The organism is Sphaerisporangium sp. NPDC049003, from assembly GCF_043197795.1.
Classification (GTDB): domain Bacteria; phylum Actinomycetota; class Actinomycetes; order Streptosporangiales; family Streptosporangiaceae; genus Sphaerisporangium.
Map to the genome: position 1 here is coordinate 19,084 of NZ_JBICTU010000044.1, position 15,593 is coordinate 34,676.

The 15,593-nt window shown below is 72.1% G+C and carries 13 protein-coding genes; 9 read left to right on the top strand and 4 right to left on the bottom strand.

What is annotated here, in order from left to right; translation table 11 throughout:
• The first annotated feature begins 111 nt into the window (after positions 1 to 111).
• On the top strand, positions 112 to 3,108 hold the full coding sequence (locus ACGFIV_RS33145; RefSeq protein ID WP_392838917.1) for an AAA family ATPase: 2,997 nt from the start codon (positions 112 to 114) through the stop codon (positions 3,106 to 3,108).
• Here ACGFIV_RS33145 and lysA read toward each other — a convergent pair.
• Positions 3,099 to 4,379: a diaminopimelate decarboxylase gene (lysA, locus tag ACGFIV_RS33150; protein WP_358557344.1), complete on the bottom strand. Its 1,281-nt coding sequence runs from the start codon at positions 4,377 to 4,379 to the stop codon at positions 3,099 to 3,101. The genes ACGFIV_RS33145 and lysA overlap by 10 nt on opposite strands.
• A 145-nt stretch (positions 4,380 to 4,524) precedes the next feature.
• Here lysA and ACGFIV_RS33155 point away from each other — a divergent pair, with 145 nt between their 5' ends.
• From ACGFIV_RS33155 to ACGFIV_RS33175, 5 genes are read left to right on the top strand one after another with little or no spacing between them, the layout of a single operon-like run.
• Positions 4,525 to 5,409, top strand: a complete 885-nt coding sequence (locus ACGFIV_RS33155; RefSeq protein WP_392838919.1) for an ABC transporter substrate-binding protein — start codon at positions 4,525 to 4,527, stop codon at positions 5,407 to 5,409.
• Between the two features lie 8 nt (positions 5,410 to 5,417).
• A complete protein-coding gene (locus ACGFIV_RS33160; protein ID WP_392838921.1) occupies positions 5,418 to 6,404 on the top strand; it encodes an amino acid ABC transporter permease in 987 nt (328 codons plus the stop codon).
• Positions 6,401 to 7,165, top strand: a complete 765-nt coding sequence (locus tag ACGFIV_RS33165; RefSeq protein WP_358557335.1) for an amino acid ABC transporter ATP-binding protein — start codon at positions 6,401 to 6,403, stop codon at positions 7,163 to 7,165. Before ACGFIV_RS33160 ends, ACGFIV_RS33165 begins: the two co-directional genes overlap by 4 nt.
• Entirely contained in the window at positions 7,162 to 8,775 is a 1,614-nt protein-coding gene (locus tag ACGFIV_RS33170) for an amidohydrolase family protein (protein WP_392838924.1), read from the top strand. Before ACGFIV_RS33165 ends, ACGFIV_RS33170 begins: the two co-directional genes overlap by 4 nt.
• Complete coding sequence (locus tag ACGFIV_RS33175; RefSeq protein WP_392838926.1) at positions 8,772 to 9,572, top strand: serine hydrolase; 801 nt, start codon at positions 8,772 to 8,774, stop codon at positions 9,570 to 9,572. Before ACGFIV_RS33170 ends, ACGFIV_RS33175 begins: the two co-directional genes overlap by 4 nt.
• A gap of 64 nt (positions 9,573 to 9,636) precedes the next feature.
• On the opposite strand, the gene ACGFIV_RS33180 is transcribed toward ACGFIV_RS33175, so the two are convergent.
• Both ACGFIV_RS33180 and ACGFIV_RS33185 read right to left on the bottom strand, forming a co-directional pair.
• Positions 9,637 to 10,548: a LysR family transcriptional regulator gene (locus tag ACGFIV_RS33180; protein ID WP_358558056.1), complete on the bottom strand. Its 912-nt coding sequence runs from the start codon at positions 10,546 to 10,548 to the stop codon at positions 9,637 to 9,639.
• 87 nt (positions 10,549 to 10,635) lie between these two features.
• Positions 10,636 to 11,133 carry an ATP-binding protein gene (locus ACGFIV_RS33185; RefSeq protein WP_392838928.1) on the bottom strand — a complete coding sequence of 166 codons (498 nt, stop codon included), beginning with the start codon at positions 11,131 to 11,133 and terminating at the stop codon, positions 10,636 to 10,638.
• Between the two features lie 261 nt (positions 11,134 to 11,394).
• Here ACGFIV_RS33185 and ACGFIV_RS33190 point away from each other — a divergent pair, with 261 nt between their 5' ends.
• The 3 genes from ACGFIV_RS33190 (at position 11,395) to ACGFIV_RS33200 (ending at position 13,958) form a co-directional block, all read left to right on the top strand.
• Positions 11,395 to 12,303, top strand: coding sequence for a helix-turn-helix transcriptional regulator (locus tag ACGFIV_RS33190; protein WP_358558050.1), 909 nt, complete (start codon positions 11,395 to 11,397; stop codon positions 12,301 to 12,303).
• A gap of 83 nt (positions 12,304 to 12,386) precedes the next feature.
• Complete coding sequence (locus tag ACGFIV_RS33195) at positions 12,387 to 12,932, top strand: type 1 glutamine amidotransferase domain-containing protein (RefSeq protein WP_392838931.1); 546 nt, start codon at positions 12,387 to 12,389, stop codon at positions 12,930 to 12,932.
• Between the two features lie 138 nt (positions 12,933 to 13,070).
• Positions 13,071 to 13,958, top strand: coding sequence for a sugar kinase (locus ACGFIV_RS33200; RefSeq protein WP_358558044.1), 888 nt, complete (start codon positions 13,071 to 13,073; stop codon positions 13,956 to 13,958).
• 173 nt (positions 13,959 to 14,131) lie between these two features.
• Here the strand turns inward: ACGFIV_RS33200 and ACGFIV_RS33205 are convergent, their stop codons facing one another.
• Positions 14,132 to 15,442: a cytochrome P450 gene (locus tag ACGFIV_RS33205; protein ID WP_358558041.1), complete on the bottom strand. Its 1,311-nt coding sequence runs from the start codon at positions 15,440 to 15,442 to the stop codon at positions 14,132 to 14,134.
• Positions 15,443 to 15,593: the final 151 nt, after the last annotated feature.

The following is a 15,593-nucleotide window of genomic DNA, read 5'->3' on the forward strand; positions in this document are numbered from 1 at the left end:
AAGGCAGGTGACCCGGTGAGGAACGCGGCCGGCCACCGGTTGAGCGGGGTCGCTCACCCCGGCGGGTCTAAGGACCCGCGCCGAGGACGGCACCCCGTCACAGGGGGAGACATGCGTGGACGCGAGCCCGAATGGCACACCTTCATCCACCTCCTGAGAGCGGCCGGAGACGGCCGAGGGGGGACGCTGCTCGTCGAGGGCGAGCCCGGGACGGGCAAGAGCCTGCTGCTGGCCGAGGCCGCCGCCCATGCCTCCCGGCAGGGGTTCCTCCCGGTGACGGGCGGGTCGGAGGAGCTGGAGGAGGTCATCCCGCTGGCCCCGCTGTTCATGGCCCTGGACGAGCCGCCCGCCCACGCCTCCCGCAACGAGGAGCTGGACCCCCGCGTCCAGGTGGTGGAGCAGCTACGGGTGCGACTGAAGAGCTGCACGGCCACCTGTCCCGTGCTGGTCGGCCTGGACGATCTCCAGTGGGCCGATCCCGCGACGCTCGCGGCGCTGCGGACGCTCCACTGGGAGCTGATCGCCGAACCGGTCGTGTGGCTGCTGGCCCGCCGCACCGTCACGGGCCCGTCGCCGGCCCTGAGCCTCCCAGGGCCGTCCCGGACCCGCGGAGCCTCGTGGACCCCGGAAGCCTCGCGGACCCCGGGAGCCTCGCAGACGCCGGGAGCCTTGTGGACGCCGGGAGCCTTGTGGACGCCGGGATCTCGCAGGACGTCCGGACCCGGCACGGCACGCGACGACGAGGCCGAGCGCCTGTTCCGCTGCCTCGAAAAGCACGGGGCGATCCGCGTCGAGCTCGGGCCGCTCCCGGACGACATCGTGGCCGAGGTGGCCGCCGACGTCCTCGGCGCCGTACCGCAACCGGACCTCCTCGCCCTCGCCGCGGGCGCCGGCGGCAACCCCTTCCTTCTCACCGAACTCCTCTCCGGCCTGCGCGAGGAGGGCTCCGTCGAGGTGGCGGGAGGCCGGACCCGCCTGCTCTCGGCCAAGGCCCCCGAACGGGTCCACGCCCTCGTACGGCACCTGCTCGACGGCCTGAGCCGTGACACGCGGCAGCTCGTGGAGGCGGCCGCCGTGCTCGGCCGGTCCTTCTCACCCGAGGACGCCGCCGAGCTGGTCGGGACGTCCCCGGCCGCGCTGCTCCCCGCCTTCGAAGAGGCCATGGACGCCGGGATCCTCGTGACCACGCAGGAGGCGCTGGAGTTCCGGCACGAGCTGGTCTGGCAGGCCGTCGTCGCCGCCCTGCCCCCTCCCGTGCGCCACGCGCTGCACCACCAGATCGGCAAGATCCTCCTCGACCGGGGCGGTTCGCCCATACGTGCCGCCGGCCACCTGATCGAGGGCACCCGGCCCGGCGACGCGCGTACCCTGATCGGCCTCGACCAGGCCGTCGCCGAAGTCCTGGCCTGCTCCCCCTGCGCCGCCGCGGACCTCGCCGTACAGGCCGTCGAGCTCAGCGACCTCTCCGACCCGAGCAGGTTCGCCCGGGTCGTCACCGCCATCGAGGCCACCACCGAGGCGGGACGCCTCGACGACGCGGGGAGGCTCGTGCGTTCGGCGCTGGCCCGGCCGGTGTCGCCTCAGGCCGCCGCCGAGCTGCGCTGCGCGCTCTCTGGCCTGCTGTTCATGAACGGCCGGGCCGCGGAGGCCGTCGCGGAGGCGCGTGCCGCGCTCGCGGAGCCGGGCCTGCCCTGCCACCTACGCGACCGCGCCACCCTCGCCCTGCTGTACGGCCTCGCCGGGCTGCCCGACGGCCGGCGGGCCGCCGAGGAGGCCGAGGCGGTCCTGACGGCGGCCGACCGCCACGGGGAGGCGGTGGTCGTCGGCGCGATGGTGGTCCTGGCGACGGCCCGATGGAACTCCGGGCGGCTCGCCGACGGGCTCCAGCTCGCGCGCGAAGCCGTGCGGCGGGCGCAGGGCGGCTCGGTGGCGGTGCGCCGCACCCATCCGCGCCTGGCCCTGGCGTCGATGCTGACCGACATACGGCGGCTCGACGAGGCGGAGATCGCCGTCAGGGAGGCCGGGGAAGAGGTGGAGGCGCTCGGCCACAGCGCATGGGCCTCCGCCCCCGCCGTGCTCCGCGCGCGGGCCGAGCTCGTGGCCGGGCGGCTGGACGACGCCGTGGCGGACGCCCAGGATGGTCTCGACCTGGCGGGAAGCCTCGGCACTCACCTGTTCAGCTCGCTGGCGGCCTCCGTGCTGAGCACCGTGGCGCTGCGGCGCGGAGACCTGCGAACCGCCGCCCAGCACGTCGAGGCCGACCGCGACCGGCTGACCCGCCATGCCGCCCAGCACGTCGAGGCCGACTACGACCGGCTTTCCCCCCACGCCGCCCCCGCCGCTCCCGGGTGGTGCGCGATGCCCGCCGCCCGGGTCGCCGAGGCGCGCGACGGCCCTGTGGAGGCGATGAAGCTGGTCGGGGGCCTGTATCCCGCGCTTCGGGAGCACTGCCGGGTCCTCGTGGACGACCCGGCCTGCGCCCCCTGGCTGGTCCGCGTCGCCCTCGCCGCGGGCGACCGCGCCAGCGCCGTGCTGGCGGTCACGGCCGCCGAGAGCCTCGCGGGCGGCAACCCGGGTTTCCGTACGGTCCGCGCCGCCGCCACGCACGCGCGCGCGCTGCTCGAAGGGGACGCCGAAGCGCTGGGCCTGGCCGCCAAGGAGGGGACGGACGCGTGGGCGCGCGCCTCGGCCGCCGAGGACCTCGGCGTGGTCCTGGCCGCCTCGGGCGACCGCCAGGAGGCGGTCCGGAGTCTTGACCAGGCGCTCGCCGGCTACGAGGAGACCGGTTCGGCCAGGGACGCCGCCCGCCTGCGCCGCAGGCTGCGCAGGATGGGCGTACGGCACCGGCACTGGGCGACCGCCGAGCGGCCGATCTCCGGCTGGGCCAGCCTGACCGACACCGAGTGCGCGGTCTCGCTCCTGGTCACCCAGGGTTGGACCAACCGCCAGGTCGCCGACCAGATGTTCATCAGCGCGCACACGGTCGCGTTCCACCTGCGCCAGATCTTCCGCAAGCTGGGGATCGCCTCCCGCGTCGAGCTGACCCGCCTGGCCGTCGAGCAGCGCCGCGACCTGGAACACCCCTCACGGGCGAAGGGTCACGGGTAGAGGCGCAGCAGGTCCTCTTCGGTCTCGCGGCGGACGATCACGCGGGCCGAGCCCTCGTTCACGGCGATCACGGGCGGTCGGGTGACGTGGTTGTAGTTGCTCGCCATCGCCCGCTGGTACGCCCCGGAGGCCGGGATCGCCAGCAGGTCGCCAGGGCGCAGGTCCGAGGGCAGCGGAAGGTCGCGGATCAGCACGTCACCGCTCTCGCAGTGCCTGCCCACGACCGTCACCACACGAGGCGGGGCGTCGGAGCGGCGGGAGGCCAGGGTGGCCGTGTAGGCCGCGCCGTACATCGCCGGGCGCGGGTTGTCGCTCATCCCGCCGTCCACGCTGACGTACGTCCTCACGCCCGGGATCTCCTTGACCGTGCCCACCTCGTACAGCGCGACCGTGGTCGGCCCGGCGATCGAGCGGCCGGGTTCCACCGCCGGCCGTACGTGGCCGGGGAGCGCCGCGCGCAGGGCCGCCACCACGTCGGCGGGCCGGGGCGGGACCGGGTCGCCCGGACGGTGGGCGATGCCGAGGCCCCCGCCGAGGTCGAGCTTGGGGATCGAGACGCCGTGCTCCACCTCGCAGGCCAGGAGGAACCCGGCCATCCGGCGGGCGGCGAGCGCGAACCCGTCGAGGTCGGTGATCTGCGAGCCGATGTGGGAGTGCAGCCCGGCGAGCTCCAGCGAGGGCTCCGCCAGCACCCGCCTGACCGCCTCCGCCGCCAGGCCGGCGTTGAGGGAGAACCCGAACTTGGAGTCGTCGCCGCCGGTGGCGATGAACTCGTGGGTATGGGCGTTCACGCCGGGGGTGACGCGGACCATCACGCTCTGCCGCACACCCGCCTCGGTGGCGACGGCGGCCAGCCGCTCGATCTCGGTGAACGAATCGACCACGACGCACCCGACGCCCCATGCGACGGCGGCGCGCAACTCGGCGACCGACTTGTTGTTGCCGTGGAACACCACGCGCGCGGGCGCGATGCCGCCCGCCCGCGCCACGGCAAGCTCTCCCCCGGTGCACACGTCGAGGCACAGGCCGAGCCGATCGAGCCAGCGGACGATCTCGGGGCACAGGAACGCCTTGCCGCCGTAGTGGACCTCACCGCCGGGGAGCGCGTCCCGCCATTCGGCGCATCGGGCTTCGAACTCCGCCTGGTCGACGACGTAGGCGGGGGTCCCGAACTCGGCGGCCAGCTCGCGCGCGCCGACCCCGCCGATGGTCAGTTGCTCTCCGGCCCAGGCCGCCGTACGGGGCCACACATCGTCGATCACCAGTGTCATGGGCTCCGACGCTAGAACGCCGGACGGCTCGCCGGGGGTGAGCATCGAAGACTTCGAGGCTGAGGCTCGCAAGCATTCACGACTGTTGGGACCGAGACCTCCCGTCGCCAGCATATGGTCAGGCACCAGCAAAGTAGGAGATTCCATGACAAAGCGCCTATATGTGGCCATTGCCGCCACGCTGGCTCTCACAGCGGTCGCCGGCGGCTGCGGGCGTTCGTCGTCGGGGGCCGAGACGGGCAAGAGCACGACCGCCGCCCAGGCCAAGACGGCCAAGGACCTGGTGCCTGAGGCGCTGCGCACGTCCGGGGAGCTGCGGGTGGCCACCTCCGAGGGGTACCCGCCGATGGAGATGTACAAGGAGGGCACCCAGGAGCTGACCGGCGTCGACCCCGACCTCGCGGCGGCGGTCGCCACCAAGCTCGGGCTGAAGGTCAAGGTCACGAACGCGGCGTTCGACGGCCTGATCCCCGGCCTGCAGGGCAAGCGGTGGGACCTCGTGATGTCCTCGCTGAGCGACACCGAGCAGCGCCGCGCCGCCGTGAACTTCGTCGACTACTTCAACGCCGGTGGCGCGATCATGGTCAAGAAGGGCAACCCCGAGGGGATCACGACCCTCGACGACCTCTGCGGGAAGACCGTCGTGCTCGCCAAGGGCAGCTCGAACCTCGCGATCGGGCAGAGGCAGAACGACAAGTGCGCCGAGAAGATGCGGATCATGCAGAGCGAGGACGCCCCGACGGGCCTGCTCAGCATCGACTCCGGCCGCGCGGTCGCCACGATCGTCGACTCCCCCGTGGCGGCGATGTACGCCAAGGAGACCGGCAAGTACGACGTGCTCTCCGAGCAGTACGACGCCGGGCCGTGGGGCATCGCGATCGACAAGCGTGACGAGGGCCTGCGGGACGCCGTGGCCAAGGCCATGGAGGAACTCCTGGCCGACGGCGGCTACAAGGCGATCCTCGACCAGTACGGGGTGAGCGCCAACGCCGTTCCCCAGGTGCTCGTCAACACCAAGCCATGGCAGTGAGCCCATCCTTGGACTCCACACCGGACTCCGCATCGGGCTCCGGACCGGACTCCGGACCGGACTCCGGGCACGGGCCGCATCGCGGCCCCGGGCTCGCGGCGCGAAGCGGCGAGCTTCCGATCAGGGCGGTCCATCCGCCGCGCCCCGGCCGGTGGATCATGGCGGCGCTGGCCGCGCTGTTCCTGGTCTGGCTGGCCTACACGATCATCGTCAACGAGAACCTGCACTGGGACGTCATCGCGTCCTTCCTCGTGGACGGCAGGATCCTCGGCGGCCTGTGGGTGACGATCCAGCTCACCGTGCTGTCGATGGCCATCGGACTGGCGCTGGGCGTGCTCGCCGCGGTGATGCAGCTGTCCGGCAGCCCGGTGCTGCGCGGGGCATCCGCGCTCTACACCTGGTTCTTCCGCGGCACGCCGCTGCTGGTCCAGCTGATCTTCTGGTTCAACATCGGCCTGGTCTTCCCGGCGTTCAGCATCGGCATCCCCTTCGACGGGCCCAAACTGATCGAGTGGCAGGCCAACGAGCTGATCACCCCGTTCACGGCCGCGCTGCTCGGCCTGGCGATCAACGAGGGCGCGTACATGGCCGAGATCGTGCGGGCGGGCATCCGATCGGTCGACCCCGGGCAGCGCGAGGCGGCCGAGTCGCTCGGCATGTCCCACCGCCAGGTGCTCAGCAGGGTCGTCCTGCCCCAGGCCATGCGCGTGATCATCCCGCCGACCGGGAACCAGTTCATCTCCATGCTCAAGACGACCTCGATGGTGTCGGTCATCGCCGGCGCCGAGCTGCTGACCGTGGCCCAGCGCATCTACCTCGGCACCTTCGAGGTCATCGCGATGCTCGTGGTGGCCTCGATCTGGTACGTCGTGCTCACCACGCTGGCCAGCATCGGCCAGCACTTCATCGAGAAGCGGTTCGAACGCGGCCACCACACGATGCCGGGGAGGGTCCGCCGCAACCTGCGGCCGTTCGCGAGGGGCGGGGTGTCATGACCGGGCCCATGGTGAGGATCCGCTCGGTGCGCAAGAACTTCGGATCGCTGGAAGTGCTGAAGGGCATCAGCCTGGACGTTCCGGCGGGCGGGGTCGTGTGCGTCGTCGGCCCGTCCGGCTCAGGCAAGTCGACCCTGCTGCGCTGCGTGAACCGCCTGGAGACCATCGACGCGGGGCGCATCTGGGTCGACGGCGAGCTGATCGGCTACCACGAGCAGGGCGAACGCCTCCACCTGCTCCGCCCGGCCGAGCTGTCCCGGCAGCGGCAGGGCATCGGCATGGTCTTCCAGCGCTTCCACCTCTTCCCGCACCGCACGGCGCTGGAGAACGTCATGGAAGGGCCGGTCACGGTCAAGGGCGTCTCGAAGGCGGAGGCGCGGCGGGCGGCCGTCGAGCTGCTGGAGCGGGTGGGGCTCGCCGACCGGGCGCACCACTACCCCGCGCAGCTCAGCGGGGGCCAGCAGCAGCGGGTGGCCATCGCCCGCAGCCTGGCCATGGACCCCAAACTGATGCTGTTCGACGAGCCCACCAGCGCGCTCGACCCCGAGCTGGTCCAGGAGGTGCTCGCGGTCATGCGCGACCTCGCCGCCAGCGGCATGACCATGATGGTGGTCACTCACGAGATGGGATTCGCCCGCGAGGTCGGCGACCACCTCGTATTCATCGACGACGGCATGATCGTCGAGGAGGGCGACCCCCGGAAGGTCCTCGCCGACCCGCGCCACGAGCGCTTCCGCGCCTTCCTCGGACAGGTCCTGTGAGCGGCACGGGCCCGAGGCGCTTCGACCTGCTGGTCCGCGGTGGCCTCGTGGTCGACGGCACGGGGGCGCCGGGACGTATGGCCGACGTCGGCGTGGCGGAGGGACGGATCACCGTGCTGCCGCCGGGCCGTCCCGTGGAGGCGCGGGAGGTGCTCGACGCGGGCGGGACGGCCGTCGCGCCCGGCTTCGTCGACGTGCACACCCACTCGGACGGCGTCGCCCTGATCGGCGCGGACGGTGACCGTTCGCTCCTGTGGGCGTCGGTGCTCCAGGGGGTGACCACCGAGATCTGCGGGAACTGCGGCTCCAGCCTCTTCCCGGCCCTCCCCGAGCGGCTGGAGGAGCTGCGTGGGGAGACCCGGATCAGCTTCGGCGGCGAGGTCGGGATATTTCGGGACTTCGCGGGGTTCGCCGCGCGGCATTCCGCGCTGCCCAGGGCCAACCACCTCGCCTCCCTCGTCGGGCACGGCACCCTCCGCGCCGGCGTGATGGGCCATGTCGACCGTCCCGCGACGCCCTCTGAGCTCGGCGCCATGTGCTCGCTGCTCGATCTGTCGCTCTCCCAGGGGGCCGCCGGCCTCTCGACCGGGCTCATCTACACCCCCGGCACGTACGCGGGCACCGACGAGGTCGTCGCGCTCGCCGCCGTCGCGGCCCGCCACGGCAAGCCGTACGTCACGCACCTGCGCGACGAGATGTCCCGGGTGGAGGAGGCGCTGGAGGAGGCCGTCGAGATCGCCCGCCGGAGCGGGGCGGCGCTGCACGTCTCCCACCACAAGACCGCGGGCAAGTACGCCTGGGGCCGCACCTCGCGCACCCTGCCCCGCATCGCCGGGCTGCGCGCCGGGGGCATGGACATCACCTGCGACGTCTACCCGTACACGGCGGGCAGCACGGCCCTGGCCGCGATGCTCCCGCCCTGGGCCAACGACGGCGGCTTCGCGGCCCTGGCCGTACGGCTGGCGGATCCCGCCGAGCGCGATCGCATGCGGCGGGCCATCGCGGAAGGCGTCCCCGGCTGGGAGAACACGGTCGGCAACGGCGGCTGGGACCGCGTCTCGATCGCCTGCGCGCCGCGCCACCCCGAGGTCGAGGGCCGTACGGTCGCGGAGCTGGCCGAGTCCAGGCACGCCGACCCGGTGGACGTCGCCGCCGACCTTCTGATCGCCGAGGACGGCGAGGTGACGATCATCAGCCACTCGATGGTCGAGGAGGACGTGCGGCGGGTGCTGGCCTCGCCGTACGCCATGATCGGCTCAGACGGCGTGCCGAAGCCGGGCGGGCGCCCGCACCCCCGCTGGGCGGGCACCTACCCGAGGGTGCTCGGGCACTACGGCCGCGACGTCGGCCTGCTCACGCTGGAGGCGGCGGTGCACAAGATGACCGGCATGGCCGCCGCCCGCTTCGGACTCGCCGGTCGCGGGGTGATCCGTGACGGCGCCCATGCCGACCTCGTAGTATTCGACCCCGCCACCGTGGCCGACCGCGCCACCTTCAGCGAGCCGCTCCTGCCTCCCGCCGGGATCGGAGCCGTGATCGTCGGCGGGCAGATCGTGGTCAGGGACGGCACCCCGACCACCGCCCGCCCGGGAACGGTGCTCGCCACATGATCGACCTGGACTCCCTGGGAGACGAGTGCCCGGGGACGCTCGCCGTCTCCGTGCCCGGCCTGCTCGCCCTGAACGAGGACGTGGAGCTTCCGCTGGCCAGCGCCGGGAAGCTCCTGCTGCTCGCCGAGGTCGCCCGGAGCGTCGCCGCGGGGTCCCTCGACCCCGCCGAGCCGGTGACGCTGCTGGACGAGGACTACCGAGGTGGGTCGGGCCTGCTGGTCGGACTGTCGGCCCGCCGCTGGACCGTGGCCGACCTCGCCCTGCTCACGGCGGCGGTGAGCGACAACACGGCGACCAACGCGCTGCTGCGGCGGCTCGGACTCGACCGCGTCAACGCCAGGGCCGCCGACCTCGGGTTCGCCCGCACCCGGATCCTCGACCTGATCCGCGAGCCCCGCCTTCCGGAGCACCCGCCCACCTTCTCGGTGGGCACGGCCGCCGAGCTGGCCCGGTTCGCCGCTCTGCTGGTCGCGGACGGTACGGACGAGGCGCCGTGGAAGGCGATGCTGCTGGGCTGGATGGCGCACAACACCGACAGGAGCCTCGTGCCCGCCCTGCTCCCCCACGAGCCGGAGGACCGCGTCATCCCCTCGGCGGCTCCGCCCGGCACCGTCTGGGTGGCGAACAAGACGGGCACCGACACCGGCGTCCGTACGGATGTGGGCGTGCTGGTCGGCGCCCGCGGCGTCGGCTACGCCGTGCTGGCCAGTGGACCGGCGGGCCAGGAGCACGACCTGGTCAAGGCCGTACGGCAGGCCGGGCTGAGGATCGGCGCCCTGGCCCTGCGGCGCGAGTGACCGACGCGTTGGTCGGCGCGAGTGACCGGTACGGGGCATCCGGTCCGGCCAGGATGGTGAGGGGTCAGCGCTGGGCGTTGCGTAGCTGGGCCGAGGCGTCGCGCAGGTAGTCGATGAAGGAGCGCAGCGCCGGGTTCGGGTTGGTGGGCCGTATGGCCGCGCCGATGCGGCGGAAGAGCTTCGGCCCCTCGACCCGGCAGACGTGGATCCCCGTGGCGCCCTGCGCGCCGAGGCTCGGCACCAGCGCCACGCCCAGCCCGGCCCGTACGAGCCCGAGCGTGACCTCGTAGTGGTCGCTGCGGCAGCGGATGGCCGGGCTGAAGCCTTCCAGCGCGCTGGCACGCTCCAGCACCGAGACCGGCGTGCCGGTGCCGTAGGTGGTGATCCAGGGCTCGTCGGCCAGGTCGGCCAGCCGTACCTTCGGGCGCTGCCCGGCCGGATGCCCCACCGGCACGACCAGGAGCTGCGGCTCGTCGAACAGGTGGATCACCTCGACGCCGTCGGGAGCCTTCCAGGGGTCCAGGGCGTTCTCGAACACCACGAGCACGTCGAGCGCGCCGCGTTCGAGGTCGGGAAGAAGCTCGTGCGGCTGGCCGAGGACCAGGTCGAGCTCCACGCCGGGGTGCCGGGCGCTGAACGTCGACAGCGCCAGGGGCAGCAGCCGGTAGCCGGCGGAGGCGAAGAAGCCGATGCTCAGCTGCCCGGAGTCCGCCCGCGCCTGGGCGAGCAGATCCTTCTCGGCGGCCTCGATGATGTCGAGCACCTCCTGCGCCCGGGTGGCGAGCCGGCGCCCGGCCGCGGTGAGGCGCAGGCTGTGCGCGTCACGCTCGACCAGCCCGATGCCCGCTTCCTCCTCCAGCCTGGAGAGCTGATGGGACACGGCGGACGGCGAAAGGCGCAGGCTCCGCGCGGCTCCGGCGATGCTGCCGGTGCGGAAGACCTCCAGGAGCACCCTGAGGCGGTGACTGCTCAGCACCCCCCCAGTATCGGCGCAGACCGGGACAGGTCGGGGCAGGTCGGGCACCCCGGCGGGGCCTCACGGGGAGGCACGACCCGGCGGGCGTCAGGCGGAGGTGCGGTCGCGGCCGAGTGCGAAGGGAGCGGTGAAGGCGGCCCACACCAGCTTTCCGTGGCCCTCCTGGAGCCGCCAGCCCCAGGAGCAGCTCAGGCTCTCGACCAGCCACAGGCCCCTGCCGCTCTCGGCGAAGTAGTCGGCCTCCGTGACGACCGGCGGCCGGTCCTCGGGGTCGAAGACGGCGCACACCACGTGGGACGCGCGGTGGAGCAGGCGGAGCCGGGTGGGCTCCCCGGCGTGCCGCACGGCGTTGCTGACCAGCTCGGAGACGACCAGACGGGCGTCGCAGGTCAGCTCGTCAAGACCCCAGTTGCTCAGAGTCGTCACCGTGAAGTCCCGTGCCATCTTGACCGACGCGCCCGTACGGCCGAGGGCCCGCAGCTCCGCGACGGGCTCCCAGAGGTTGTCCTCCATCGCGGGCAGCAGCCACCAGGGAGCCTCACCCCGTACAACGGACTGGCGGCGTGCCAGGTGGTGTGCGGTCATCAAGGTCCTCACTACGTTGGGCCGTTCACGCGGTCGGGACATGACGTGGACAGTCAATCTTTCTTCACGTTGCGTACGGATGCAAGGACAGATGCACGTGCAGGCCGCTCTTTTCTCACGGAACTGTGACATTCACTCTTAAAACAGGGGTCATTCTGGGGGGTTAGTCCGAAAAGACCCACTCTGTGAGACGCGGTATACGACCGACACCCGAGGATGAGACACTGTCGGCTCATTCATCCGAGGCTCCAGGGAGCTCGCATGATTTCGGCGCTGGGGTCTGACGATTCTCCTGACGGGCATCTCCTTGCCCACACCACCCGAGGCGGGCCCACCGCGCTCCGCATCCTCCTGGGCTCCCAGTTGCGCCGCCTGCGCACGGCCAAGGGCATCACGCGCGAGCAGGCGGGCGAGGCCATCCGCGCCTCCCACGCCAAGATCAGCCGTCTGGAGCTCGGCCGGGTCGGCTTCAAGACCCGCGACGTCGCCGACCTGCTCACCATGTACGGCGTGGGCGAGTCCGAGGAGCGCGCCACGTTCCTCCATCTGGCCGAGAAGGCCAACGCGCCGGGCTGGTGGCACAAGTACAGCGACCTGCTCCCCACGTGGTTCGAGCTCTACGTCGGGCTGGAGGAGGCCGCCTCCGTCATCCGCACGTACGAGATCCAGTTCGTCCCCGGCCTCACGCAGACGGAGGACTACGCCCGTGCGGTGATCAGGCTCGGCCACTCGGAAGCGCCCACGGAGGAGATCGACCGCCGCATCTCCCTGAGGATGGCCCGGCAGCAGCGCATCGCCTGCTCCGACGGCCCGAAGTTCTGGGCCCTGCTCGACGAGGCGGCGCTCCGGCGCCCGCTCGGGGGCCCGAAGGTCATGCGCGCGCAGGTCGAGCACCTCCTGGAGCTGACCGCGTCGCCCACGATCACCCTTCAGATCGTCCCGTTCGGCCACGGCGGGCACGCGGCGGCGGGCGGACCGTTCACCATCCTTCGGTTCCACGAGCGCGAGATCCCCGACGTCGTCTACATGGAGCAGCTCACCAGCGCCCTGTACCTCGACAAGCGCGAGGAGACCGACCCGTACATGAAGGTCATGGACCGCCTGTGCGTCGAGGCGTCCACCGTGGCCGAGTCCAGGCGGTTCCTGGAGACACTCCTCAAGGAGATGTGAGACTCCGTAGGCTCCGGCGCATACACGCCAAGATGCCGGGCACGGGGCTAGCGAGGAAGGAAACGCAGCTCAGAGGAGTCAACATGCTTCAGGGCAAGACGATCGCCTTTCTGGTGGCCCCCGAGGGGATCGAGCAGATCGAGCTCACCGAGCCGTGGAAGGCCGTGGAGCAGGCCGGAGGAACCCCCCGGCTGATCTCCACCCTGCCGGGCAAAGTGCAGGCCTTCAACCACCTCGACAAGGCGGACACGTTCGACGTCGACGCCACCGTCGAGGAGGTCAGCGCCGGCGACTTCGACGGCCTCGTGCTGCCCGGCGGCGTCGCCAACCCCGACAACCTGCGGCTCGACGCGAACGCCGTGCGGTTCGCGGGGGCGTTCTTCGACGCCGGCAAGCCGGTCGCGGCGATCTGCCACGCGCCGTGGACGCTCATCGAGGCGGGCGTCGTGGGCGACCGCGCGATGACCTCCTGGCCCAGCCTCAAGACCGACCTGCACAACGCGGGGGCGTCCTGGGTCGACCAGGAAGTGATGATCTGTACGAACGGCCCGAACACGCTCATCACCAGCCGCAGGCCCGACGACCTCAAGGCCTTCTGCCAGGCCGCCGTCGACGCCTTCAGCGGCTAGGCGGGCCGTCCGCGAACCGGCGGTCATGCCGCAGGAGATGCCGAAGTCGTCATCTCATTGTGAGTGACATCGGTCTCTGCCATGCTTTCGGCCATCCGCGGCAGATGGGCGTTGTCGCATGGCACGAAAGATCCTGACATGACCGAGGTCTTCACGCTCGGAGAGGCGCTGGGTGTCATCTCCGCCGACCGTCTCCGCCACGACACCGACGTACGTCTCGACGTCGCCGGGGCCGAGTTCACCGCCGCCGTCGGCCTCGCCCGGCTCGGCCACTCCGTGACCTGGCTGGGGAGGGTCGGCGCCGACGAGCTGGGCGCCCGGGTGCTCACGGTGCTGCGCGGCGAGGGGGTCGACGTCTCCCACGCGCAGTCCGACCCCGGCGCTCCAACCGGCATGGCGATCAGGCAGCGGCGCATCGGCCGGGTCGGCCACGTCGTCCACTACCGGGGCGGGTCCGCCGGGTCCCGGCTCGGGCCGGGCGACGTCCCCGCGCGCGCCCTGCAGTCGGCCAAGGTGCTGCACATCACCGGCATCACCCCGGCGCTGAGCGGCACCGCCTGGAGCGCCGCCCACCACGCGATCAAGCTCGCCAGGGACTCCGGCACGGCCGTCTCGGTCGACGTGAACTACCGGCCGCAGCTCTGGGTCGACCGCCAGGAGGCCGTCGAGGCGCTCAACGAGCTGGCGACCGGAGCCGACGTCCTGTTCGCCAACCAGGACGAGTTGCAGCTCATCGAGCCGGTCATTGGAACGATCCGCGAGCTGGTGGTCACCAGGGGCGCCAAGGGCGCGAGCGCCACGATCAACGGCATGCGGTACGACGCGCAGGCCGCGCCCGTGAGCGTCGTGGACCCGGTGGGCGCCGGAGGCTCCTTCGCCGCCGGGTACCTCAGCGGGCTCCTGGAGGAGCTGCATCCGACCGATCGGCTGCGCCGGGGGTGCGCGCTGGCCGCCTTCACGGTGGCCAGCGGGAGCCCCTGGCAGGGCCTCCCCACCCGCGCCGAGCTTCCCCCGCTCACGTTCTGAGCTCCGCCGCGAAGGCCGGTCAGCACTCCCGGATCTTCGCAGGTCCGCGAGGTCGAGGGCATGCGGAAGCCCGCCGCCCGTGGCGTTCCCCAGGGCGGCGGGCGGGCCGTTCGTCACCGCCTCAGGAACCGGATCCCTCGCCAAACCGGTTCCGCCCGCGGCTCACGGGTGGGTCAGAGTTTCAGCGGCAGCCGGGCCAGCCGCCAGGAGCCCGGCATCGGCTGGCGTTCCAGCTCGGACGGTTCGACGGCCAGGGCCAGGTCGGGGAAGCGCCGGAGCAGTGCCGCGAACGCGACCTCGCCCTCCTGGCGGGCGAGCGCCGCGCCCAGGCAGTAGTGCAGGCCGTGCCCGAACCCCACGTGGTTCTCCCGGCGCCCGTCCGGCTCGCGGGTGATGTCGAGCCTTTCGGGGTGGTCGAACTCCCGGGGGTCGTAGTTGGCTCCGACCAGCACCGCCATGACCGCCTCCCCCTTGCGCACCGGCATGCCGCCGATCTCGACGTCCTGAGCGGCGTAGCGCAGCCGGGTCGCCTGTACGGGACCGCACCAGCGCATGAGCTCGTGGACGGCCCGGGGCATCTGCCCCGGATCCTTCCTGAGAAGGTCGAGCTGGTCGGGATGGGCGAGCAGGGCGGCGGTCCCGTTGCCGATGAGGTGGGCCGTGGTCTCGTGTCCCGCCAGCACGAGGGTCAGGACGAGCGTGACCATCTCGGTGTCGCTGAGCCGGTCGCCGTCCTCGTCGTGCGTGCGGATGAGCCCGGTGAGCAGGTCGTCGGTGGGGGCGGCGCGGCGCCGCTCGATCAGCTCGTGGATGTGGGTGATCATGTCCCGCAGGGCGGTCGCCATGCCTCCCGACTGCAGCGTGACGAGCGCCTTTCCCCACTCTCGCCACTGCGCGCGGTCCTCTTCGGGGATGCCCACCAGCTCGCAGATGACGGTGATCGGCAGCGGGTAGGAGAAGTGCTCCATCAGCTCCACGACACCGCCCTCGGCCGTGGCCGCGAGCCTGTCGAGCAGGCCCTCGGTGATCTCCTCCACGCGTGGCCGCAGCTCCGCGACCCGGCGGGCGGTGAACGTGCGTGACACCAGCTTGCGCAGCCGGATGTGGTCGGCGCCGTCGGCGTCCAGGACGCTGTCGAGCACGTACTGCGCGTACTCCTTGGGGATGCCCCGGGCCTCGATCTCCTTCTCGCGGATGTTCTCGATGTCCAGGCCCGGCACGCTGGCCGGGTTGTTCACGAACCGGGGGTCCCCGAGCACCATCTTGACGTCGTCGTACCTGGTGACCAGCCAGATCCGCGTGCCGCGTCCGAAGAAGGAGCCCCGTACGAGGGGTGCCTGCTCGCGCATCCGGGAGTACCCGCCGAAGGGGTCCCTCATCAGCTCCAGGTCCATCATGTTGACCGTGGCCGCCATGGTGGCGGCGCCCGCGCCACCGGGTGTGTCGTCGGTGCTGGCCGTGCTGTGATCGGCCGAAGTGCCCATGCTTGCCCTCCTCGGGCGTTGGGTGATGTTCCGCCTGGTGTTCCCTCCTGTTTCCGGCTCCGCGGTGCTCGACGCGGCCACCGCGCAGTCAAGAGGACCGCGTAGTTCTATGCGCGTTCCTGGTACGTCTCAACCCTGCTTCACGGAACTG

Excerpts from the sequence above, each read along its gene's own strand:
- ACGFIV_RS33145 (WP_392838917.1), top strand. The coding sequence starts at position 112 with ATGCGTGGACGCGAGCCCGAATGGCACACCTTCATCCACCTCCTGAGA.
- lysA (WP_358557344.1), bottom strand. The coding sequence starts at position 4,379 with ATGACACTGGTGATCGACGATGTGTGGCCCCGTACGGCGGCCTGGGCC.
- ACGFIV_RS33155 (WP_392838919.1), top strand. The coding sequence starts at position 4,525 with ATGACAAAGCGCCTATATGTGGCCATTGCCGCCACGCTGGCTCTCACA.
- ACGFIV_RS33165 (WP_358557335.1), top strand. The coding sequence starts at position 6,401 with ATGACCGGGCCCATGGTGAGGATCCGCTCGGTGCGCAAGAACTTCGGA.
- ACGFIV_RS33175 (WP_392838926.1), top strand. The coding sequence starts at position 8,772 with ATGATCGACCTGGACTCCCTGGGAGACGAGTGCCCGGGGACGCTCGCC.
- ACGFIV_RS33185 (WP_392838928.1), bottom strand. The coding sequence starts at position 11,133 with ATGACCGCACACCACCTGGCACGCCGCCAGTCCGTTGTACGGGGTGAG.
- ACGFIV_RS33190 (WP_358558050.1), top strand. The coding sequence starts at position 11,395 with ATGATTTCGGCGCTGGGGTCTGACGATTCTCCTGACGGGCATCTCCTT.
- ACGFIV_RS33195 (WP_392838931.1), top strand. The coding sequence starts at position 12,387 with ATGCTTCAGGGCAAGACGATCGCCTTTCTGGTGGCCCCCGAGGGGATC.
- ACGFIV_RS33200 (WP_358558044.1), top strand. The coding sequence starts at position 13,071 with ATGACCGAGGTCTTCACGCTCGGAGAGGCGCTGGGTGTCATCTCCGCC.
- ACGFIV_RS33205 (WP_358558041.1), bottom strand. The coding sequence starts at position 15,442 with ATGGGCACTTCGGCCGATCACAGCACGGCCAGCACCGACGACACACCC.